Annotated in this window: 15 protein-coding genes; 8 read left to right on the top strand and 7 right to left on the bottom strand. The window is 65.6% G+C overall.

Annotated elements, in window-relative coordinates:
- Nucleotides 1-237 precede the first annotated feature (237 nt).
- Nucleotides 238-1,923 (bottom strand): purple acid phosphatase family protein, encoded by a 1,686-nt coding sequence (locus WT26_RS27095; protein ID WP_069274366.1) that lies wholly within the window; start codon nt 1,921-1,923, stop codon nt 238-240.
- A 442-nt stretch (nt 1,924-2,365) separates the two neighbouring features.
- Between WT26_RS27095 and WT26_RS27100 the strand changes: the two genes are divergently transcribed.
- On the top strand, nt 2,366-3,952 hold the full coding sequence (locus tag WT26_RS27100) for an isocitrate lyase (RefSeq protein ID WP_069274367.1): 1,587 nt from the start codon (nt 2,366-2,368) through the stop codon (nt 3,950-3,952).
- A 111-nt stretch (nt 3,953-4,063) separates the two neighbouring features.
- Here the strand turns inward: WT26_RS27100 and WT26_RS27105 are convergent, their stop codons facing one another.
- From WT26_RS27105 to mdtD, 3 genes are all read right to left on the bottom strand, one after another.
- On the bottom strand, nt 4,064-5,125 hold the full coding sequence (locus tag WT26_RS27105) for a PHA-depolymerase-like protein (RefSeq protein ID WP_230461754.1): 1,062 nt from the start codon (nt 5,123-5,125) through the stop codon (nt 4,064-4,066).
- A 516-nt stretch (nt 5,126-5,641) separates the two neighbouring features.
- The gene (locus WT26_RS27110; protein ID WP_069274368.1) at nt 5,642-6,835 is read right to left on the bottom strand and encodes a tyrosine-type recombinase/integrase; all 1,194 of its coding nucleotides are present in this window, start codon (nt 6,833-6,835) and stop codon (nt 5,642-5,644) included.
- An 11-nt stretch (nt 6,836-6,846) separates the two neighbouring features.
- Entirely contained in the window at nt 6,847-8,250 is a 1,404-nt protein-coding gene (gene mdtD, locus WT26_RS27115; RefSeq protein ID WP_069274369.1) for a multidrug transporter subunit MdtD, read from the bottom strand.
- Between the two features lie 432 nt (nt 8,251-8,682).
- Between mdtD and WT26_RS27120 the strand changes: the two genes are divergently transcribed.
- On the top strand, nt 8,683-9,261 hold the full coding sequence (locus tag WT26_RS27120; RefSeq protein ID WP_059633440.1) for a class I SAM-dependent methyltransferase: 579 nt from the start codon (nt 8,683-8,685) through the stop codon (nt 9,259-9,261).
- 238 nt (nt 9,262-9,499) lie between these two features.
- Nucleotides 9,500-9,952 (top strand): hypothetical protein, encoded by a 453-nt coding sequence (locus tag WT26_RS27125; protein WP_069271227.1) that lies wholly within the window; start codon nt 9,500-9,502, stop codon nt 9,950-9,952.
- Nucleotides 9,953-9,964: 12 nt separating this feature from the next.
- On the opposite strand, the gene WT26_RS27130 is transcribed toward WT26_RS27125, so the two are convergent.
- Entirely contained in the window at nt 9,965-10,384 is a 420-nt protein-coding gene (locus tag WT26_RS27130) for a DUF1810 domain-containing protein (protein WP_069271862.1), read from the bottom strand.
- A 215-nt stretch (nt 10,385-10,599) separates the two neighbouring features.
- Here WT26_RS27130 and WT26_RS27135 point away from each other — a divergent pair, with 215 nt between their 5' ends.
- Nucleotides 10,600-13,353 carry a UPF0182 family protein gene (locus WT26_RS27135; RefSeq protein WP_069271228.1) on the top strand — a complete coding sequence of 918 codons (2,754 nt, stop codon included), beginning with the start codon at nt 10,600-10,602 and terminating at the stop codon, nt 13,351-13,353.
- A gap of 99 nt (nt 13,354-13,452) precedes the next feature.
- Here the strand turns inward: WT26_RS27135 and WT26_RS27140 are convergent, their stop codons facing one another.
- Nucleotides 13,453-13,908 (bottom strand): CHRD domain-containing protein, encoded by a 456-nt coding sequence (locus tag WT26_RS27140; protein ID WP_060016705.1) that lies wholly within the window; start codon nt 13,906-13,908, stop codon nt 13,453-13,455.
- 379 nt (nt 13,909-14,287) lie between these two features.
- Here WT26_RS27140 and WT26_RS27145 point away from each other — a divergent pair, with 379 nt between their 5' ends.
- Nucleotides 14,288-14,956, top strand: a complete 669-nt coding sequence (locus WT26_RS27145) for a nitroreductase (RefSeq protein WP_069274370.1) — start codon at nt 14,288-14,290, stop codon at nt 14,954-14,956.
- Between the two features lie 22 nt (nt 14,957-14,978).
- On the opposite strand, the gene WT26_RS27150 is transcribed toward WT26_RS27145, so the two are convergent.
- Nucleotides 14,979-16,487, bottom strand: a complete 1,509-nt coding sequence (locus WT26_RS27150) for a sensor domain-containing diguanylate cyclase (RefSeq protein WP_059948218.1) — start codon at nt 16,485-16,487, stop codon at nt 14,979-14,981.
- A gap of 472 nt (nt 16,488-16,959) precedes the next feature.
- Here WT26_RS27150 and WT26_RS27155 point away from each other — a divergent pair, with 472 nt between their 5' ends.
- Genes WT26_RS27155 through WT26_RS27165 form a run of 3 tightly spaced genes read left to right on the top strand, consistent with a single transcriptional unit; the run spans nt 16,960 to nt 21,931 of the window.
- The gene (locus tag WT26_RS27155; RefSeq protein ID WP_069275157.1) at nt 16,960-18,255 is read left to right on the top strand and encodes an MFS transporter; all 1,296 of its coding nucleotides are present in this window, start codon (nt 16,960-16,962) and stop codon (nt 18,253-18,255) included.
- A 19-nt stretch (nt 18,256-18,274) separates the two neighbouring features.
- Nucleotides 18,275-20,689 carry a TIM-barrel domain-containing protein gene (locus WT26_RS27160; RefSeq protein ID WP_069274371.1) on the top strand — a complete coding sequence of 805 codons (2,415 nt, stop codon included), beginning with the start codon at nt 18,275-18,277 and terminating at the stop codon, nt 20,687-20,689.
- 57 nt (nt 20,690-20,746) lie between these two features.
- On the top strand, nt 20,747-21,931 hold the full coding sequence (locus WT26_RS27165; RefSeq protein ID WP_069274372.1) for a porin: 1,185 nt from the start codon (nt 20,747-20,749) through the stop codon (nt 21,929-21,931).
- Nucleotides 21,932-22,041: the final 110 nt, after the last annotated feature.

The following is a 22,041-nucleotide window of genomic DNA, read 5'->3' on the forward strand; positions in this document are numbered from 1 at the left end:
AGCTGCCTGACTTATCAGGTGTGCCGTCGTGTTTGTGTGGAGGATTTTTAATGGAAGAGGATGGTCGTTTCGCTTTTCGGCATGGATTATTTATCAATGCCTGCATGATCGGGGGGCGCATTCCATGTCTGGAAATCGACCCGTCGACGCGCATTGCCGCAACACGCGGAAACCATTCGCCACGCCGCCCGCCGGCGGGTTGCGCGCGTGACGCCGCGCAACCCGCTTGCCGCCTGCTTACCGTTCGCGGCGCTTCTTGCTCAGCTCGATCGTCTCGAACAGTTCGTAGTCGGCAGTCGGGTGCTGGTCGGCGCCCGGCGCGTGGTAGTAGCGCATCGTGATCGTCGTGTGCCCGCCCGGCTTGCCCGGGTCGTGGTCGAACACGGCAATCCCGTAGCCGGTGCCCGTATCGCGGCGCGCGGACCAGATCGCATCCTCGAGCGCATCGGCCGGCTGGCGCACGAACGTATTCGGCGCCGTGCCCGGCACCGGCCGGTTCGGCTTCGTGAACACCTTCGCCCGTGCAAAGCCGGTCGCCGGGTTCTCGCCGTATACGTCGAGCGGCGCGCTGGTACCGCCGCCGCCGAGGATCAGGTGGATCGTGCCATGGCTCGTGTCGAACGTCGTGCGGTCCGGGTCGTTCGATCCGACCGGGCGCGGCTGCAGCGTCTCGACCACTTCGCCGGTCGTCGCATCGACGCCCGCGCGGTGATTGCAGCCGCGTACCGGGTAGCTGCGCTCGTAGTCGTGATCGTGGCCGCACAGCACGAGGTCGACGCCGTAACGGTCGAACAGCGGCAGCCATGCTTCGCGAATGCCCTTGTCGGAACCGTTGCCCGTCTTCGATGAACTGAGCGCGTCCTGGTGCATCTGCACGACGATCCAGTCGATGTCGTCGTCATGCGCGGCATGACGCAGCGTGTGTTCGAGCCAGCGCGTCTGCTCGCCGTTGCTGTAGCCGCGCACGTAGAACGACGTGCCGGGCTCGATCGGCGGATGGCCGGTGCTCGCCGCGGGCGCGAGCGGGTTCGGGCCGCCGACGAACGCGGCGGCGTCCTGGTACACGACGTCGTCGGCGTCGAGCGACACGAACAGCACCGAGCTCACGCGGAAGCTGTACCAGCGGCCCGGAAAGCGCGTGCCGTTCTCCGGCAGCGTATAGCGCGCGAGATACGAGTCGAGCCCCTGCGGACCGTTGTTGAACTCGATCTCGTGATTGCCGGGGCACGGCATCCACGGACGATTGGCGGCCGACGTCTGGTTGTTGTTGCCGAAGTCGCGCCACACCTCGGGCTGGTGCGCGGGGTTCAGGTTCGCATAGCAGAGGTCGCCGTTCAGCAGGTGGAACAGCGGCTGGAACTGCTCGACGGCCTGCACCGCGAAGCGGCTCTGCGGCGACGACAGCACCCATGCGCCGTTCGGCGTCGCAAGGTCGCCGTAGCTCGTGAAGCGGAACGGCGCGCGGCCGCGCGGCGCCGTCGAGAAATGCGCGGAGAACGGCTGCGCGGCATTGCTGTCGTTGTCGGCCGTGAGCACGTACTGGTAGCGGGTGCCGGGCTTGAGGCCGTGCACGCGCGCGTGGTACGCGAACACGGTCTCGCCGTTCAGGCCGTCCGTGTACAGGCGCTGCACGCCGTGCACGACGCGCGGATGCTCGCCGTCGGCGACGATGCGCGCGCGCGGATTGACGGCCGATGCGAGCGAGGCCCACGAGATCACGACTTCCGACGTCGGGTCGTTGCCCCACGTCAGGTGGACCTGTTCGGGCGTGCCGTCCGGGTTCGACGCGGCGGCTCGGGCCGCCGCGAGGCCACCGGCGGCGGTGGCGAGGCCGGATACGCCGGCGAGTTTCAGGAAGCCGCGGCGCGAGACGGCGGCGACCGGTTCGTTGTGTTGATCGGGGGCGTTGTCCTGGTTCGACATGGTCGGGATTCTCGGTGAAAGGAGCACGAGGACGCGAAGCGGCCCAGTCCGCGCAACACGGGCTGGCGCATGCGTGGGCCGGAAACGAGCGGGATCCCGGTGGCAGACATTGTCGAAGGGCAGTTTTGCCGGGTTGTGACAGTGGGGCGGTGGCCTACGTGCCCGTCCGGCCTCCAGCAGCCGAAAGCGCGTTTCGTATTGCGGAATCCACGCCGATTTCCCGCACCGCCGCGTTTTCGCCGCTTGAAAACTTGTTTTGCATCGCAAAAACTGCCGCTTATATCATTGAAAAATAAGCGAAATTTATATCTTATGTCTTATATAAGACTTCGCCGCAATGCAGCGAGGCAGCGCTACTATTTGGTCATGCAGTTCGCTGCGACAGACGTAGCGGGCACGCTCAACCAGTTACTCAAACGCGCTTTGCTCCCAGGAGATTGACATGGCCCAGTATCAAGACGACATCAAGGCAGTTGCCGATTTGAAGGAAAACCACGGCAGCGCGTGGAATGCGATCAGCCCCGAGTACGCCGCCCGCATGCGTGCCCAGAACAAGTTCAAGACGGGCCTGGACATCGCCAAGTACACCGCGAAGATCATGCGTGCCGACATGGCCGCCTACGATGCCGACCCGTCCAAGTACACGCAGTCGCTGGGTTGCTGGCACGGCTTCATCGGCCAGCAGAAGATGATCTCCATCAAGAAGCACTTCAACAGCACCGAACGCCGCTACCTGTACCTGTCCGGCTGGATGGTCGCGGCGCTGCGCTCCGAGTTCGGCCCGCTGCCGGACCAGTCGATGCACGAGAAGACCTCGGTCAGCGCGCTGATTCGCGAGCTGTACACGTTCCTGCGCCAGGCCGACGCCCGCGAACTGGGCGGCCTGTTCCGCGAGCTCGACGCCGCCAAGGACGCTGCCGCGAAGGCCGCGATCCAGGACAAGATCGACAACCACGTCACGCACGTCGTGCCGATCATCGCCGACATCGACGCCGGTTTCGGCAACGCGGAAGCCACGTACCTGCTGGCCAAGCAGTTCATCGAAGCGGGCGCATGCTGTATCCAGATCGAAAACCAGGTGTCCGACGAGAAGCAGTGCGGCCACCAGGACGGCAAGGTCACCGTGCCGCACGAGGACTTCCTGGCCAAGATCCGCGCGATCCGCTACGCGTTCCTGGAACTGGGCGTGGACGACGGCATCATCGTGGCCCGCACCGACTCGCTGGGCGCCGGCCTGACCAAGCAGATCGCCGTGACCAACACGCCGGGCGACCTGGGCGACCAGTACAACGCGTTCCTCGACTGCGAAGAACTGTCGGCCGACCAGCTGGGCAACGGTGACGTGGTCATCAAGCGCGACGGCAAGCTGCTGCGTCCGAAGCGCCTGCCGAGCAACCTGTTCCAGTTCCGCGCCGGCACGGGCGAAGCGCGCTGCGTGCTCGACTGCATCACGTCGCTGCAGAACGGCGCCGACCTGCTGTGGATCGAAACCGAAAAACCGCATATCGCGCAGATCGGCGGCATGGTCAGCGAGATCCGCAAGGTCATCCCGAACGCGAAGCTGGTGTACAACAACAGCCCGTCGTTCAACTGGACGCTGAACTTCCGTCAGCAGGCGTACGACGCGATGAAGGCGGCAGGCAAGGACGTGTCGGCATACGACCGTGCGCAGCTGATGAGCGTGGAGTACGACGAGACGGAACTGGCCACGCTGGCCGACGAGAAGATCCGCACGTTCCAGGCCGACGCATCGCGTGAAGCAGGGATCTTCCACCACCTGATCACGCTGCCGACGTACCACACCGCCGCGCTGTCGACCGACAACCTCGCCAAGGAATACTTCGGCGACCAGGGCATGCTGGGCTACGTGGCCGGCGTGCAGCGCAAGGAAATCCGTCAGGGCATCGCCTGCGTGAAGCACCAGAACATGTCCGGCTCGGACATCGGCGACGACCACAAGGAATACTTCAGCGGCGAAGCAGCGCTGAAGGCGGCAGGCAAGGACAACACGATGAACCAGTTCTCCTGATACCGGTCATACCCCAGGCAAAACGCCAACCCATGACGGGTTGGCGTTTTTTTTAGGTTCATCGAGGATTACCGGGGAACGCGTCGCGAAGCTCGTGCTGGCTGGAGGCGCTCAATGAGCACCGCTCGTGATCCTGTCGATCATCGCCTTGACGGCTTTCATCTGATTTCCCGTCTTGGTGGCAAAGTTCGGATCGTCGTAAGCAAACCAGTCCCAGCAACCATTGGGATTGTTGAACGTCTCCGGGTCGCCTTGGCCGATGAACAACTGTGGGTAGAGCACGATGATGTTGTTGGTATCCGCCCACCGGTTGTAGCCGGTATTCCTGACGTACGTCGTGCCGAAAGTGGCTTCGCCTTCCGAAAAGGCGGGGTACTGCAAGCATCCGTGGAACACGACGTGCAGCCGGCATGCTTGCCCATTGGCGCAATTGGCGGGCACGTAGATCCAGCCCGTGTCGGCCATGCTGTGCTGACGGGGGTTGCCGATGAACTCGCTCTGGTCAAACTCGATAAAGCGTTGATCGTCGAGGCTGCCGGTGTTCCTGGGATTCAGGGGGCCGTAGATCCACTTCAGCAACTCGCCGGATGCGTCGAAGTGGCAGTTGTTGATGAACGGATTGCCCTTGAAATCACAGGTATTCCCGAAGAAATCCGTGGGCATCGCATGTTCGGCCGGGACATTTTTTACGTACTTGATGTTGGCGGCGCTGATGAAGTGCCGATAATAGGTCCGCAGGTCGTTCATCACGGACTGCTTGACGACGGAATCCTGACTGCCCGAGAACATCCAGATCTTCTGGTTGGCAAGATTGGCGGTCGAATCGATCGCATCACTGCGCGCATTTGCTTTCGTTATCCGAATCAGGGTGGGAATGTCGGTCGGCATGACGGAATTCATGCAAGCCATCATGGCGAGGACCAGACTACCTTGGGAGCACGCGTAAGGGCCACCGGCGATGATGCCGGCGCCTTTCACGATCGACGAGTAGGCAACGTCGAATTGAACCGCCATGAATCCGCCTGACGACAGGCCTGAAACCGACGTTTGCTTGATATCGACGTTGAATGCGGGCAGCTTCGCAACTTGAGCGCCGAGCGGCACGGACTGAGCCAAACCCGCGACCAGACCGCCTGTACACAAGGCCCGCCGAAAGACTGTGCAATGCGACATGTCTCGTTTCCTTGGGTTATGTGACATATCCACGCACGGCGTGGACTGGTTGGGCGTGACATCGCCTCAACACGTCACCGAGTGTTGGGCTCTTTCGCGGAAGACCGCGCAATCAACAGGCGCGCAAATTCACGGGAGCGGGCACGCAAGAGGGCGTCGCTCGACGAGCGAACGACGTCGCCTGAATAGGAACAGTGAGATGGAAGTTCAGTGGTCCGGTAAAAGTCTCTTGTTCTTATGATTCCGTGATGAGAATCAAGATTAGTGGCTGTATTTGCTCAATACGGTCGGTATTTTCCCGGGCAGAACGAAGATGGTTTTTGGCACATGTTTTGCGAATGATCGGAAATTGAAACATTTGCGATCTATATGTGCAGGACCATCATTTATGGAAACATTGAAAAATATTGCGACATGGATAAGCGAGCCGCAAAAACTGACATTTTTATTGCGTGCGGTTTTCAAGTGTCTGCCGGGCCGGCCAGACGGCTTCGGGGGCTCAGGCGACATCACCGCTCACCACCCGATCCGGTGCTTCTCCTCCGTCTCGCGATGCCGCCAGTCGTCGTCCGCGTGCAGGTACTGGCTCGTCGTCGTGAGCGACGCGTGGCCGAGGTTGTCGCGCACGAGCCGGAGGTCGACGCGGCCGTCGGCCATGTGCGAGCCCGCGCTGTGGCGCAGCCAGTGCGCGGACGCCTGTTCGAGCACGCGTGCCTGCAGTTCGCCGGCTTCGCCGTTCGCGCGCAGCCGGTCGGCCGCGTGCCGGAACACCTGCTTCACGATCCGGTGCAACGCCGCGCGCGTGAGCGGCTTGCGCGCCTGGCCGACCGGCAGTACGAGCGGCGTATCCTCGCCGGGGCCCGGCAACGCAGGCAGCTGATGCGCGCGCCGGTAGCGCGACAGTTCGGCCATCATTTCGTCGGTGGCCGGCACGAGCCGCTGCCGGCCACCTTTGCCCGTCACGTCGAGCCACCAGCGGTCGCGCCCGTCCGCGTCGCGCCGGCAGAAGAACCGGCCCATCGTCGTGTCGGCCGCTTCGGTGATCCGCAGCCCGCCGAGATACAGCAGCGTGAAGAGCCAGCGCGCGCGGTCCGCATGGAAGCCCGCCCGCGCGTCGTCGCGCGGCATCGCGGCGATCGCGTCCTTGACCGACTGCCACAGCGGCTGCCCGAGATGGCGCGTGACGCGCGGTGCGGGCCGGCGCTGCCGCTGGCGCGACAACGCAAGCGGATTGCCGGCCAGGTAACCGGCCTGCACGAGCCACGAGAACATCACGTTCAGGATCACCAGCGCGTGCCGCTGGCTGGCCGCCGACAGCGGCCCGTAGAACGGCCGCCAGCGCGGATCGTCGCGCGGATGCTTGCGTCCGCCGTTCGCGCACCACAGCTCGGCCGGCGCGGGCGCGAGCAGGAACTGCCGGTAGACGATCAGATCCTCGTGCGTGAGCGACGACAGCGGCTTGCCGCACGCGATCACGGCCCACAACAGCAGGCGTTCGGCTTCCTTGCGGTAATTCTGGAACGTGGTCGGCGTGTCGACGAAGCGCGCGAGCCAGGCGCGCACCGCGTCGAGGTCGTTGGTCGCGGCGATTTGCGCGTGACCCGTGCGCGAGCGGTTGGTGCCCGTGCGTCCGTCGAGCGCGGCCGGCACGGTCAGCGCATCGATCGGCAGCGGGCGCAGCGCGGAATCGGTGGGCACGGGCGTGGTCATGGGAGTCCGGCCTATTCCGCCGTCGTGCCGCCCGACAGCCGGCTCGCGCGCCCGCGCTGCGGCGCGGGCAGGCCGATCCGCCGGAACACGAACGCCGACAGCAGCGTGATCGCGCCGACGCACACGAAGGCCAGCATGAACCCGCTCGCTGCCGAGCCCGAGCGTGCGGCGAACAGGTTGACGAGGCCGCCGCCGATCGACACGCCGAGCCCCATCGCCAGCATCTGCATCATCGTGAACAGGCTGTTGCCGCTGCCGGCGTCGGCATGCGACAGCCCCTTGAGCGTCACGCCGTTCATCGCCGCGAACTGCATCGAGTTCGCGGCGCCGAACACGATCAGCAGCGCCCCTTCCAGCAGCGGCGACGACTGGCCGGACACGAGCGCGAACCCGGCGATGGTCACGCCGATGATCACCGTGTTGACGACCAGGAACGCCGCATAGCCGAAGCGCTTCACGAGCGGCGCGACCCGGTTCTTCGCGAGCACGCCCGCGATCGCGGCCGGCAGCATCATCAGCCCCGATTGCAGCGGCGTATAGCCGAGCTGCACCTGCATCAGCAGCGGCAGCATGAACGGCACCGAGCTCGTGCCGATCCGGCACAGCAGGTTGCCGAGCAGCCCCGAACCGAAGTTCGGCTCGCGGAACAGCCCGAGCCGGAACAGCGGCTGCGCGCGCCGTCGTGCGTACGGAACGTAGGCGAGCGCGGCGGCCACGCCGAGCGCCGCGCAGCCCGCCGGCCACAGGGCGTGGCGCGCTTGCGCCGGCGGGTCGATCGCGAGCGACAGCGCGATCATCGCGACCGACAGCAGCGCACAGCCGACGAAGTCGAAGGGCGGCGGTTGCGTCGCCTGGTCGTGCGGCAGGTAGCGCTGCACGGCGAGGAAGCCGACCACGCCGACCGGCACGTTGATCAGGAAGATCCAGTGCCACGACACGGCTTCCGACAGCCAGCCGCCGAGCGTCGGCCCGACGATCGGGCCGAGCTGGCCGGCGATCGACACGAATGCGATCGCCGCGACGTACTGTTCGCCCGGCACGCGGCGCAGCACGGCGAGCCGCCCGATCGGCAGCAGCATCGAGCCGCCGATACCCTGCAGCGCGCGCGCGGCGACCAGCTGGTCGAGGCTGCGGGCGGCCGCGCAGCACACGGAGCCGAGCACGAACAGCACGATCGCGGCCGACAGCACGCGACGCGTGCCGAACCGGTCGGCCAGCCAGCCGGACGCCGGCGTGAGCATCGCCATCGTCAGCGTGTAGACGACCACGACCGGCTGCATCGCGAGCGGCGACGCGTGCAGGCTTTGCGCGATCGAAGGCAGCGCGGTGTTGACGATCGTCGTGTCGAGCGACTGCATGAAGAACGCAGCGGCGACGATCCAGAGCAGCGCGGAGTGTGATGTGGTGCGGGTCATGACGGGGATTCATTGACGCGCGGCCGCGCCATTTGAAAGCGTTGTGTCAGCTTTTTGCGGCGTGGCCGGAAGAGCGTGCCACGAGCAATGTTAGCGGGTTGCACGGTCATCGTGAAGTCGTCTGAAGGTTGGCGCGCCCGATCCGCCGGGCGGCAAGCGGCCATTTCTCCGGACATACCCGGGCAAGTCGACGCGCGGTCGCAAGCTATCATTCGAGACGAAGGTTGTCGCCCAACCATGGCAGCGCGACGTCTTCACGTGGGCTTAAGTTTGCGTTTCCTAGAATTCGCTCGATCGCCGCTCCCCCCGGCGCGCGACCTGTTCATCACGGAGGACTCCCATGAAAGTGACATTCATCGCGCTTGCTCCGGCCGTTCCCGCTCGCATGGGCTCCGCAACGAAGGTGAAGGTCAGGCTGACCAAGGACATCCGGTGATCTGGCCGAACGCATGGCGCGTGTCCGCGCTGTTCGTGCGCGAATGGGTCGACCGTCCCGCCGCGGTGGGGGCGCTGTGCCCCAGTTCGCCGCGTCTCGCCTGCGAGATCGCATCCGCGGTGCCGGCCGGCGAAGGGCTCGTGATCGAACTCGGCGGAGGAACCGGCGCGGTGACGCGCGCCTTGCTGGAGCACGGCATCGCCCCCGAGCGGCTCGTGGTGGTCGAGCGCTCGCACGTGTTCGCACGACACCTGCAGGCGCGGTTCCCGGCCGTGACGATCGCGCACGGCGACGCGGCGGAGCTCGATCGCCTGCTGCCGCCCGATACGCGGGTCGACGCGATCGTGTCGTGCCTGCCGCTGCGCTCGCTGCCGCGCCAGGTGGTGTCGACCATCGTCGGGCAATGCCACCAGGCGCTGTCCAGTGACGGCGTCATGATTCAGTTCACCTACGACTTGCGGTCGCCGGCTTACCGCCCATCCCGATACCCGGGTTTCGTGGTCACGCGCAGCCCTATCGTCTGGAGAAACATCCCGCCCGCGCGCATCGACGTGATGCATAAGCAAGACCGCTAGAACCGCACGGGAGCGCGACCGGGCGCAGGTTCATCGCCCCCGCTTGGGGCAAACATGACAAGGACGCGGACGGTATCACGTACACGGCGCTCGACAGCGCGTATCTGCAGGAAGGCGCGGGGGCATTCGGAAGCGCTCCGGCCCAGGGCCCAGGGTAAGCCGACCCTAAAGCTATGGGCTTACCTGCCGTTATCACCGGCTATCGCAAACGTTTGATAGCGCCCGCCATTCTGTTCACATGAGACCGTCGAAGACCGCCGTTCGAACCAAGGGCGATCTGCTGCCCATCCCCGCCGCGGAACGGGACAGGATCGCGCTCGAATGCTATATGGCGTTGTGCACGCTCCGCTCCGGCCGGGGCGATTGCCATACGCTGACCGTGCTGACGCACGCGCTGGTCGCGACGCACTTCCTGCTGGAGGCGGGGGTGAGCGACGATCGCGAGCGCCGCGCGACGTTCGACGCGGCCCAGGACGCGATCAACCGTTGCGATCCGGCCGCGGCCGTGGCCGGCGCCTGCGTGCCGGCGAGCGCTGCGGCATCGGACGCGATCGGCGGCCTGCTGGCGCTCTACGATCGCCAGTTGCGGCTTGCGCCGCGCGCGACGGTGGCGCAGGTCGCCGACCGGGTCGACGCGTATTTGGGCAGGTCGCGCGACGCCGCGGGCGAGACGGAGCAGTGCGCGGCGTAGCGTGAACACGCGCTAGATCCGCGCCAGCGTACTGTGGTCGGCTTCGCCGCCGTAGTATTTTTCGAGCGCTTCGACGAACACCGCGTTGTCCGAGGTCGCGTGCGCGAACAGCGTGACCGACGACCGGAATTTCAGATAGTCCGGATAGCCGAAGATCTCCTGGATCGAGCGGCCGTCGACGTGGTTGACGAGCCGCATGCATTCGCGCAGCCGTTCGCCGAGCACCGGATGCCGAAGATACGCGTCGGCTTCGCGCAATGACGCGATCGCGTAGCGCTGCGCCATGACGCTGTCGCCGAGCCCTTCGATCTGCGGAAAGACGAACCACATCCAGTGACTGCGCTTGCGCCCGCTGCGCAGTTCGTCGCAGACCTGTGCATACACCGGATCCTGCGCATCGACGAAGCGCTGAAGGTCATAGGGATCGTCCATGTCTGCCTCCGTCCATCCCGCCGCGGCGACGTTCATTGTGATCCGGGTCCGGAGGGCATGCAATTGCGCGCCGCGCCCCGCGTCCCGCCCGATGGCCGCGCGCCGGCGACAGGCGTAGCATGAGGAATCCGGCCAGCCGCGATCCTGGCGGGGGAGCCGTGCACCACGGACCGGTCGCGGCCGGCCGCGCGTGACGGGTCGGCAAAGGAGCCTCGATGCGCCCGCAAGCGACTTCCGCGTCACGCGTCAGACGTTATGCGATCGCGGCCGCGATCGTCGTCGCCGGCCTGATCGCCGTCGGGCGCGTCACCGGCGTGCTGGTCGACTGGCTGTGGTTTGCGTCGGTCGGCTACGCGGGTGTGTTCTGGACGATCCTGCTCACCCGGGTGCTGCTGTTCGTCGTCGCGTTCGCCGCATCGGCGGCGACGATCGGCGCGTCGGGCCTGCTCGCGCATCGTTACGCGACGCGCATCGAGATCTGGCAAGTGGAGGAGGCGTTGTCGACGCGCGCGGAGGAGGCCGTCCGGGCGCTGGCCGGGCAGGTCCTGGCGCGCATTCCGTGGCGCTTCGTGATCGCGGTCGCCGCGGCGGTGCTGGCGCTGGCGATCGCCGGCAACGAGATGTCGAACTGGCCGATCGCGCTGCGCTTCGTTCATCAGGTGCCGTTCGGCGAACGCGATCCGATCTTCGGCGAGGACATCGGCTTCTACCTGTTCTCGTTACCGGCGTGGATCGCGATCAGGAACTGGCTGCTGCAGCTGCTCGTGTGCAGCGCGCTCGTCGCGGGCGCCGTCTACTGGCTGCGCGGCGACCTCGTGCTGCGGGCGCCGAAAGGGTTGGCGTCGGCCGCAGCGGTGCACGGCTCGGTGCTGCTCGCGCTCCTGTTCCTGCTGAAGGCGTGGTCGTGGTGGCTGGACCGTTTCCTGCTGCTCTACGACAACAACGACGTCGTGGTCGGCGCGGGCTATACCGATGTCCACGTCGTGCTGCCGGCGCTGTGGCTGCTCATCGGCGTGGCGATCGCGGCTGCCGCCGCGCTGGCGGTCAACCTGCGGCGGCCCGGCTATCGGCTGCCGGCCGCCGCCGCGCTGCTGGTGTTCGGCGGCGGGTTCGCGCTCGGGGTCGTCTATCCCGCGCTGTTCCAGCGCTTCTACGTGAAGCCGAGCGAACTGCAGCTCGAGACGCCGTATCTCGGGCACAACATCGCGCTGACGCGGCAGGCCTACGGTCTCACGCGGATCGCGGTCCAGCCGTTCGACGCCGGGCAGGGCCTGAATCCTGCGTCGCTCCAAGCCAATCGCGCGACCATCGACAACATCCGGCTGTGGGACGTGCAGCCGCTGATGGATACCTACGCGCAGCTGCAGGAGATTCGCACCTACTACAAGTTCTTCTCCGTCGATATCGACCGCTACGCGCTCGCGTCAGGCTACCGGCAGGTGATGCTGTCGGCGCGCGAACTGGAGCCGGCGATGCTCGCGGGGAACGCGCGGACCTGGGTGAACCTGCACCTGCTGTTCACGCACGGCAACGGCGTCGTGATGTCGCCGGTCACCGAGAAATCCGCGGAAGGCCTGCCTTCGCTCTATCTGCGGGACATTCCGCCCGTCGCCGACGGCGGGCCGGCGATCAGCGAGCCGCGCGTCTATTTCGGCGAAGGCGAGCAGGGCTATGTGATCGTGAAGGGCAGCGTGCCCGAATTCGACTACCCGAAAGGGGACGGCAACGTTTACACGACGTACGGCGGGCGCGACGGCGTCGCGATCGGCGGCATCGCGCGGCGCAGCCTGTTCGCGTGGCAGTTCGACGATCCCAACATCCTGCTGACCCGCTACGTCACGCGCGACAGCCGGATCCTGTTTCATCGCAACATCCGCGACCGGATTCGCACGATCGCGCCGTTTCTGTCGCTCGACCATGATCCGTATCCGGTCGTGAGCAACGGGCGCCTGTTCTGGATTCAGGATGCCTACACGACCAGCCGCTGGTTCCCGTATGCGCCGCCGGGCGTCGGCGACGGCGACAACTACATCCGCAACGCGGTCAAGGTGGTGGTCGATGCGTACAACGGCACGGTCGACTTCTTTGTCAGCGATCCGGCCGACCCGCTCGTGCGGACCTACGCGCGCATCTTCCCGGGCATGTTCAAGCCGCTCGCGGCGATGCCGCAGGACCTTCGGCGGCATGTCCGTTACCCGGAGGACCTGTTCCTGATCCAGGCGAACCTGTACCGCGCGTACCACATGGATACGCCGGAAGTCTTCTACAACCGCGAGGACCTGTGGCAGTTCCCGCGCGAGCTGAGCGATATCGACGGCGGCGATGCCGCGGGCACGCGGATGGCGCCGTATTACACGATGATGCGCCTGCCGGGCGACGCGGGCGCCGAGTTCGTGCTGATGCTGCCGATGGTGCCGAGCCAGCGCGAGAACATGATCGCGTGGCTGGCGGCGCGTTGCGATCCGCCCGAGTACGGCAAGCTGATCGTCTATACGTTCCCGAAGGACAAGCTCGTCTACGGGCCGTTTCAGATCGAGGCGCGCATCCAGCAGAGCACCGAGATCTCGCAGCAGATCTCGCTGTGGAACCAGATGGGCTCGCGCGTGATCCGCGGCCATCTCGTCGTGGTGCCGATCGAGCACTCGATCCTCTACGTTTCCCCGCTCTATCTGCGCGCGGCGTCCGGACAGCTGCCGGAACTGAAGCGCGTGATCGCCGCGTACGGCGAGCGCGTCGTGATGGAGGACACGTTGAGCGCGGCGCTCGCGGCGCTGTTCAAGGAGGCGGCGTCGGCGGGCGCGCCGCCGCCGGGCGCGGCGGATGCGCGCGCCCGCGAGGCCCTCGCGCATTACGCGCGCGCGCTCGAACGGCTGAAGGCGGGCGACTGGGCCGGCTTCGGCGCCGAGCTCGACGCGCTGCGGCCGCTGCTCGAATCGATGGGGGGCGGCCCTGCCGCAACGCGCAAGTGAGCGGCACGCGTCGAATGCGCGATTCCCGCGCCGCGGCCGGCGCGGGCGGGACGAGCGCTGCCGTTCCTCGTTGCGGCGGGCGTCAGTTGCCTTTCAGCTTCACTTCGGCGGCACCACCTGACCGCGGATTTCACCGGCCGGGTGATCCTTGGTATGCACGTTGACGTACAGGTTGCCGGCCAGGAACGCCTGCGCGTCGGACGGCGACAGCGTCGCCTGGCCGGTGAGCGGACTCTCGGCCGACATCACGCCTTTCTGCGACAGCCAGACCAGGGGCGACGCATTCTTGCCGACCGGAGCCGGGCCGTGGAAGTGCGCCATGATGGCGGCGCTCGACAGGCCGTTGAAGGTGACCGTCCACTTGACGACGCGGGTGTCCGGATCGTAGGTCAGGTCGGCCGTGCCCGTGCCCTGGGTCTGCACGGGCGGGACTTCCTGCGAGCCGGCCAGCGGCACGGAAAACGACATCGGCGCCGCCTGCGCGAGCGTCATCGATCCCGCGCACGCGAGCCCGACGAGTACCACAGAGGCGCGCCGCGACATTGAAGTAGGCATCTGCTATCTCCGATCCGGTTCCGCCGGGCCGGACGGCGACCCTTCGCCGTCGTTCGACCGGGGCGCGAGCACCGGAAGCAAGAACACGTGGAAAGGGAAATGCAGGCTTTGCCGCGGCAACGGCACGACCGCGAGAAAGGGACAAAGCCCGAAAACCATTCTAGGTCAGCCGGTCGGGTTTGCCTGCGGTGCGCGGGTGCGGCGATCGCGCTCGGGGGCGCGTGGTTCGCGATCAGGGTCGCCTGTCTGGCGTGGCTTACGCGATGGTTCAGGCAGCCGCCGCCGGAGGGGGCATTGCAAGGTCCGCATTGAGACGCTCGGACGGAAATGCGTGCTAGTGTTTCGAAGCGAGATTCCCCATGTGAGCGAGAGGTGAGTGATGGAGCGGTCAGACAAGTCGGCAAAAGCACGCGCGGCACTTGACCAACTGTTTTCGGGCGTTCCGCCCGGGGACACGAATCGCGCGTCACGTTCCGGCAGTCCGTTCGACGCACCGGATGACGGCGCCGATGTCGATCCAGGCGTTCGCGGCAGAGTCGAAGTCACGCTGTCGACCCGGATTCAGCTGCGCGGTTATCCGAATGCGGATGCATTCATGAAGCGCATGGCCGAAGCGTGGGGGCTGGATTGGGGCGCATATGACAGCGTTCAGGCCGTGGCAAGGCTGCCAGCCGGATGGCGATTCCGCCAGCTTCCGGGCGTCACGCAGATCGTCGACGGGCACGACGTGCTGCGCGCGGAGAGCAGCCTGCAGGGCGGCGAGATGTCGTATCTGAAAGTGCTTCCTCGATACCATATCGACGCACGCAAGGGGTTTGCCTGGGGACGATCATCGATCGCTGCCGATGATCCTGAACTGGACGGCCCCGACTGGAACTGCTTCGTGATCGATCGCGAGAAGTCCGTCGAAGTGCACGAACTGACGACCTCGTCGCTGAAAGCCGATCTGGACCGTGCGCGAACGACATTGCTGAAATGGCTGGACGAGCACTACCCCGATCATCGTGATCCCTTTGCGTATTGGACGGATTGCGAACCTGCGTCGTAATCCGCTCTCGATTTTCCGGGGTTCAGGATAGTGTGTTTTTGCTGCTCGAAACCCGGTTTCTTCCCTCGCGCTTGGCGGCATACAGCGCTGAATCCGCGTGACTCGCCAACGCGTCGAGCGAAGCAGGCCATGAGTTGCGGGCGGTCGCGCAGCCGATGCTGACGGTAAAGGGGGGCACGGCGTCAGGAAATCCGGACAGCCGATTGCGTTCGACTTCGTCGCGAATGGCTTCCGCAACCTTCGCGGCCCCGATTTCGTCGGTGTCCGGCAAGACGGCGACGAATTCCTCGCCGCCGTAGCGCGCTGCGATATCGCTGCGGCGCCGCGTATGCTTCCGGATGCATTCGGCGAGATATCTCAATGCCGTATCGCCTTGCGCATGTCCGTAACGGTCGTTGTATTGCTTGAAATGATCCGCGTCGATAAACAGCAGGGACAGGCAGCCGCTGCTGCTGCGACGGAGTCTTTCCCACTCGTCCGAGAGAGCCGCGTCGAGTGCGCGGCGATTTCGCAGGCCGGTCAGCGGATCGGTCCGGGTGAGATCCGTCAACAGGCGCTGCTTGCGAAGGTTGTCTCGCAATGCGAATGCCAGCAACCAGACCACCGCGCAGAACAATGCCGCGATCAGGGAAGCGGAAATGCCGACTTTCCAGGACATGCGCGTGGTGTTGTCCAGCACGTCCCGCTCGGCCGGCGCAACGACGGCGATGAGCGGCGTACCCGGAACGCGCTGGAACGTATACAGCCGCAAGATTCCGTCGATGGGCGAGTGGGCGGCATAGAACCCGGAATCGCGGCTGACCATCCGCTCGAATGCCTTCGAGCTGCGCAGCCGGTTCGACTGGTGCTCGCTGAGAGGGGGATTCCTGGCCAGGATGGTGCCGTCCGCACGCATGATTGCGCTGATGCCGTGGGGCCCTACGTTCAGCCTGGAAAGGAGTCGGCCGAAGTAGTTCAGGTCGATGGCGACGACAGCTATGCCGTTGAATGAACCATCCGGCCGGTTGATTCGCCTTGACAGCGCGATGGATGCCTTGCCGTCGCGCGAACGGGCCCGATAGGCCTCCGATACGTAAAGACCGACGTCCGCCGACGCGCGATGGACGGTGAAATAGTCGCGATCGCTGAAATCCCAAATATGCGGTGTGCTGCAGCAGCCGTCGATCAGCTGACCGTAGAGATCCGTTACGCCCATCCCGGTAACGTATTGTGCGGCGGTGCGCTGGAACAGCAAATCGTGGCGCAATAGAGGATCCATGCGCCGAACGGCGGGATTGTCGACTTCGGACGCGAGGACGACGAGGGCGCTATTGGCCGTTTCCACGGTCCGCTCGATCTCGCTGACCAGGACGGCGGTGACGTTCCGGGACGTCTCGTGCGCATGCGCGACGACTTCGCTTCTCGCGGCCCAAAGCGTGATCATGCTGACACCGACGGCAGCCAACGACATCAACGTACCCAGCGCGCCGACGACGAGATGGTGTCGTCCGGCCCAGTCGGCAATTTTCTCGATTGAAATGGATGCGGACATGCTTGAACGGGTGTCGGGTGGCCGGTCTGGTTAGTCCGGGCGGGGAGGCGAAAGCCGAGTTAACGGCAGGTCCGGTGGAAAATCGAGGCGCACGGTTGCGAGCTGGAAGAACAAATTAATGCAAAGGCTTTTTGCATCAATTTGGCCCCTCGCGCCACGCGAACCCGGGGCATTACATTTCGAAAAGGTTCCAATTCGCACATGAAGCCGGATTCGAACATCAAAACGAACAAGCCTTGGGGCGTGCGAGGTCCGACCGCCGCTCGGCCCAGACGACACGATTGCCTAATCCAGCAAGGCCTGCCGGCCATCCGCCGGCTTGCCGGCATGGTTTTCCCTGATGTCGGCCGAGTTTTCGAGTGATACGATGACCGACGTGGGATATCGATGCGATGTTCGAATTCGAGCATCGGGCGATCGCCACGTCGCCGAGCGGGGCCGGCCGCAGTCCCGTATATGGATGGAGACAATCTTGCGAAAAATCATGGGCTTGCGCTGGTGGATCATCGTGCTCGTATGCGTTGGGACCATCGTCAATTACCTGTCGCGCAACGCGCTCGGTGTGATGGCGCCCGAATTGAAGACCCTGCTGCACATGAACACGCAGCAATACTCATATGTCGTCGCATCATTTCAGGTCGGTTACACGATCATGCAGCCGGTGTGCGGACTGATCATCGACCTGATCGGCTTGCGCATCGGCTTTGCGGTGTTCGCGTGTCTCTGGTCGCTGACGGGCGTGCTGCACGGTTTCGCGGGCGGCTGGCTGTCGCTCGCGGCGCTGCGTGGCCTGATGGGGCTATCCGAGGCCGTCGCGATTCCATCGGGGATGAAGGCGGTTGCCGAATGGTTTCCCGATCGCGAAAAATCCGTCGCGGTCGGCTATTTCAACGCGGGCACGTCGCTCGGCGCCGCGATCGCGCCGCCGCTCGTCGTGTTCCTGTCGATGCGGTTCGGCTGGCAGAGCGCGTTCGCGGTCACGGGCGCGCTCGGCTTCGTGTGGGCCGCGATCTGGTATCTGTTCTACCGCTCGCCCACCGATCATGCGCGCATCAGCACGACGGAGCGCGACGCGATCGTCGGCGGCCAGACGCCGGTGGCGTCCGGTGCGCGCGACAAGCGCCGCGTGCGCGAAGTGCTGGGCACGCGCCGCTTCTGGGCCATCGCGCTGCCGCGTTTCTTCGCCGAGCCTGCATGGCAGACCTTCAGCTTCTGGATTCCGCTGTACCTCGCGACCGAGCGCCACATGCCGCTCACGCAGATCGCGATCTTCGCGTGGATGCCGTTTCTCGCGGCCGACCTTGGCGGGCTGTTCGGCGGCTACCTGTCGCCGTTCCTGATGAAGCGGTTCCGCATGCCGCTGATCTGGTCGCGGATCGCCGGCGTCGTGCTGGGCGCATTCATGATGATCGGCCCGGCCTGCATCGGGCTCGTGTCGTCGCCGTACACGGCCATCGCGCTGTTCTGCGTCGGCGGCTTCGCGCACCAGATGATCTCCGCGCTCGTCAACACGCTGTCTGCCGACGTGTTCGATTCCGAGGAAGTCGGCACCGCCGCGGGCTTCGCGGGGATGGCGGCATGGACCGGCGGGCTCGGCTTCTCGCTGCTCGTCGGCGCGCTGGCCGACAAGCTCGGCTACGGGCCGCTGTTCGGCGCGCTCGGCGCATTCGACCTGATCGGCGCGACGCTGCTCGTGCTCCTGATGCGCGGCGTGACGCGCGACGCGAGCCCGCAAAAGATCGACAACGGCGCGCATTCCGCCGCCTGACCTGACCTCGACATCCATCATGGCCACCTTGAAAAATCGACCGCGCTTCGCGTTGTCCGCCCGGCAGGGCAATCACCTCGTCCTGACGGCCGCCGACGGCTGCCGGATCGAACTGTTCGTCCTCGCCGACGACATCATCCGCGTCCTCGTGCTGCCTGACGGCGCGTTGCGCGGGCCGCGCACGTGGTCGATCGCGCCCGGCCTCGACGACGTACCGCTCGACGGGCGCGACCGGCGCGACATGAGCGGTTTCGACGCGGTGCCGTACGCGACGGCGGTCGATGCCGATCGCGTGACGATCGAAACCGCGCGCGTGCGGCTCACGGTCGCGCTCGACGGCGGCTTCTGCGCGTGGGACATCCTGCACGACGGCGCATGGCAGCGCGTGATGAACGATCGCAAGACCCAGGCGTACAACTTCGGCTGGTGGGACGATCGCGCGTATCACTACGTCGAGCGCCGCCCGGGCGAGATGTATGTCGGCCTCGGCGAGCGTGCGGGTGCGCTGGATCGCGCGAACCAGAGCTTCGAGATGCGCAACATCGACGCGATGGGCTACAGCGCGAAGCACACGGACCCGCTGTACAAGCACATCCCGTTCTACGTGACGTGGCAGCCTCAGGCGGCGACAGGGTTCGGGCTGTTCTACGACACGCTCGCCGATTGCCGCTTCGACATGGGCCGAGAACTCGACAACTATCACGGCCCGTACCGCTACTTCGTCGCCGAGCATGGCGATCTCGACTACTACTTCATCGCGTCGCCCGACACGCCGCTCGCGGCCGCGCGGCGCTTCACGTGGCTCACGGGGCGCCCCGCGCGCACGCCGAAATGGGGGCTCGGCTACTCGGGCTCGACGATGAGCTACACCGATGCGCCGGACGCGCAGGAGCGGATGGGTGAATTCCTCGCGCGGTGCGGTGAGCACGACATCCTGTGCGATTCGTTCCACCTGTCGTCGGGCTATACGTCGATCGGCGCGAAGCGCTACGTGTTCAACTGGAACCGCGACAAGTTCCCGGACGTCGACGGCTTCGTGCGGCGCTACCTCGATCACGGCATTCGCCTGTGCGCGAACATCAAGCCGTGCCTGCTGCAGGACCATCCGGCTTTCGACGAGGCCGCCGAAGCGGGCCTGCTGATCGAAGCGCGCGACGGCGATCCCGCATGGGTGCAGTTCTGGGACGAGGTCGGTGCGTATCTCGACTTCACGAATCGCGCGACGATCGACTGGTGGAAGGCGCGCGTGAAGGAAAGCCTGCTGCGTCACGGCATCGCCGCGACGTGGAACGACAACAACGAGTACGAGATCTGGTCGCCCGACGCGATCGCGCACGGCTTCGGCCAGCCGTTTCCCGCGCGCGAGGCGAAGGTGCTGCAGACGATGCTGATGATGCGCGCGTCGCGCGACGCGCAGCGCGCGCATGCGCCGGCGCAGCGGCCGTTCCTCGTGTCGCGCTCCGGCGGTGCCGGCATGCAGCGTTACGTACAGACCTGGTCCGGCGACAACTACACGTCGTGGGAAACGCTGCGCTACAACCTGAAGATGGGCCTCGGGCTCGCGCTGTCGGGCGTGTCGAACATCGGCCACGACATCGGCGGCTTCTCCGGGCCCGCGCCGTCGCCCGAACTGCTGCTGCGCTGGGTGCAGTTCGGCATCTTCATGCCGCGCTTCAGCATCCATTCGTGGAACGACGACGGCACCGTCAACGAACCGTGGATGTACCCGGACGTGACCGGCCAGATCGCCGGGCTGATCAAGCTGCGCTATCGACTCATCCCTTACCTGTATGAGCTGCTGTGGCAGTCGCACAGCGCGTATGAGCCCGTGCTGCGGCCGACTTTCGCCGAGTTTCCGCACGATCCGCAGTGCCTCGTCGACGGCGACGACATGATGCTCGGCCCGTCGTTGCTCGTCGCGCCCGTGGTCGAGAAAGGGCAGCGCGAGCGTCAAGTGTATCTGCCGGCAGGCACGCGCTGGGTGTCGTACTGGAGCGGCGAGGCATTCGACGGCGGCCGGACGGTCACCTTGCCGGCGCCGTTCGAGCAGCCCGTGATGCTGCTGCGCGAGGGCCGCGTGCTGCCGCTGAACGTCGCCGAACAGCATTTCAATCGCCCTGCGGACGAGCGCGCATTCGTCGTCGTGCCGCATGCGGGCAGCGGCGTCGCGATGGGCGGCTGTGTCGAGGACGACGGCGAGACGGAAGCATGGCGCGACGGCGAGCAGGGGAGATGGAACGTCACCGTGGCGAGCGATACGGCCACGTTGCGCATCTCGGTGGATCTCGTCGGCCCGATGCGCGGCAACCAGACGCACGTGCGGGTGAGCGTGCCGTCCGCCGACCGGCGTGAAGTCGTTTGCACGCACGGCGACATCGCCGACGAGCGCGTGGCCGACGGCTGGCGCCACCTGACCATTTCTCTTTCCCGTTGATATCAACATCGACCGGCGGATCGACCGGCCGCATGACATTTTGGAGATCTTCGAACCATGAAAAAAACCGGATGCACGCGTGCGCGTGCGGTTGTCCTCTCGTGCCTGCCGCTGGCCGGTGCACCGTTGTCGACGGGCGCATTCGCGCAGAGCAGCGTGACGCTGTACGGCGTCGTCGACAATGCCTTCGCCTATTCGAGCAACCAGCGCGGGCATTCGAATTTCTACATGAGCCAGGGCAACCTGCAGGCGAGCAAGTTCGGCCTGCTTGGCGACGAGGATCTCGGCGGCGGCACGAAGGTCGTTTTCCGGCTCGAAAGCGGTTTCAACTCGCTGACCGGCGCGCAAAGCAGCGCGGGCGTGATGTTCAACCGGCAGGCCTACGTCGGCCTGAGCGACAACAAGTACGGCACGGTAACGCTGGGCCGCCAGTACACGCCGTACTTCAATATGGTCGGCGCATTGGGGCCGACAGGCGTGCTGACCGGTGCGACGGGCGCGCACCCGGGTGATGTCGATGCGCTCGATACGACGCTGCGCTTCAACAATTCGATCACCTACGTGTCGCCGACCTTCGGCGGCCTGGTGTTCAGCGGCCAGTACGCGCTCGGCGGCGTGCCGGGCAGCGTCGCGAGCGGCAGCAATTTCAGCGCGGCGCTGCGCTATGACTACCGGCCCTTTTCGGTGGCGGCCGGTTACGTGAAGCTGAAAGACATTGCGACGAGTCAGGCGCTCGGCAGCTTCGCGGCCAATTCGCCGGTCAACAACGGCTATGCAACGGCACGCGGCGTGCAGCTGATCGCCGCCGCGGCCCGCTACGAAATGAACAGCCTGATGGTCGGCGTGAACTATTCGAACGTGCAGTACGCGCCGGGCTCGAAGTCGCTGTTCGCGAACGAGGCCGTGTTCAACACGTACGGCGTGATCGCGACGTACCGCTTCACGCCCGCGATCACGGTCGGCGCGGGATACAGCTACACGATGGCGAGCAAGTCGAACGGGATCACCGACCCGGCGCGCTATCACCAGGTTTCGCTCGAGCAGACCTATAGCCTGTCCAAGCGCACGACGATCTATGCGCTGGAAGCCTATCAACACGCGCGCGGCAAGTCGCTGATCGCGTCGGGCGCGGGTACGCGCATCGCGGACGCGGTGGCGGTCGTCGGCGACTCGCAGAATACGACGCCGTCGTCCGGGCCCTCGCAGTTCGTGGGCATGGTGGGGCTGCGCCACGCATTCTGAATCGCGCATGACGCAGCGGGCTGGCCGGCCATCATTACACGGGCAACTTCATCCCGTGGCGTGGAGGTCAATATTTGACACTATAGAAATAATGTCAAATATGTGTGAGT

The organism is Burkholderia cepacia (assembly GCF_001718835.1).
Classification (GTDB): domain Bacteria; phylum Pseudomonadota; class Gammaproteobacteria; order Burkholderiales; family Burkholderiaceae; genus Burkholderia; species Burkholderia cepacia_F.

Bases quoted from the DNA above. Each gene is read 5' to 3' on its own strand.
- WT26_RS27110 (WP_069274368.1), bottom strand. From the start codon at position 6,835: ATGACCACGCCCGTGCCCACCGATTCCGCGCTGCGCCCGCTGCCGATC.
- WT26_RS27105 (WP_230461754.1), bottom strand. From the start codon at position 5,125: ATGTCGCATTGCACAGTCTTTCGGCGGGCCTTGTGTACAGGCGGTCTG.
- WT26_RS27125 (WP_069271227.1), top strand. From the start codon at position 9,500: ATGAGACCGTCGAAGACCGCCGTTCGAACCAAGGGCGATCTGCTGCCC.
- WT26_RS27100 (WP_069274367.1), top strand. From the start codon at position 2,366: ATGGCCCAGTATCAAGACGACATCAAGGCAGTTGCCGATTTGAAGGAA.
- WT26_RS27095 (WP_069274366.1), bottom strand. From the start codon at position 1,923: ATGTCGAACCAGGACAACGCCCCCGATCAACACAACGAACCGGTCGCC.
- WT26_RS27145 (WP_069274370.1), top strand. From the start codon at position 14,288: ATGGAGCGGTCAGACAAGTCGGCAAAAGCACGCGCGGCACTTGACCAA.
- WT26_RS27140 (WP_060016705.1), bottom strand. From the start codon at position 13,908: ATGCCTACTTCAATGTCGCGGCGCGCCTCTGTGGTACTCGTCGGGCTC.
- WT26_RS27165 (WP_069274372.1), top strand. From the start codon at position 20,747: ATGAAAAAAACCGGATGCACGCGTGCGCGTGCGGTTGTCCTCTCGTGC.
- WT26_RS27150 (WP_059948218.1), bottom strand. From the start codon at position 16,487: ATGTCCGCATCCATTTCAATCGAGAAAATTGCCGACTGGGCCGGACGA.
- WT26_RS27160 (WP_069274371.1), top strand. From the start codon at position 18,275: ATGGCCACCTTGAAAAATCGACCGCGCTTCGCGTTGTCCGCCCGGCAG.
- WT26_RS27130 (WP_069271862.1), bottom strand. From the start codon at position 10,384: ATGGACGATCCCTATGACCTTCAGCGCTTCGTCGATGCGCAGGATCCG.
- WT26_RS27135 (WP_069271228.1), top strand. From the start codon at position 10,600: ATGCGCCCGCAAGCGACTTCCGCGTCACGCGTCAGACGTTATGCGATC.
- mdtD (WP_069274369.1), bottom strand. From the start codon at position 8,250: ATGACCCGCACCACATCACACTCCGCGCTGCTCTGGATCGTCGCCGCT.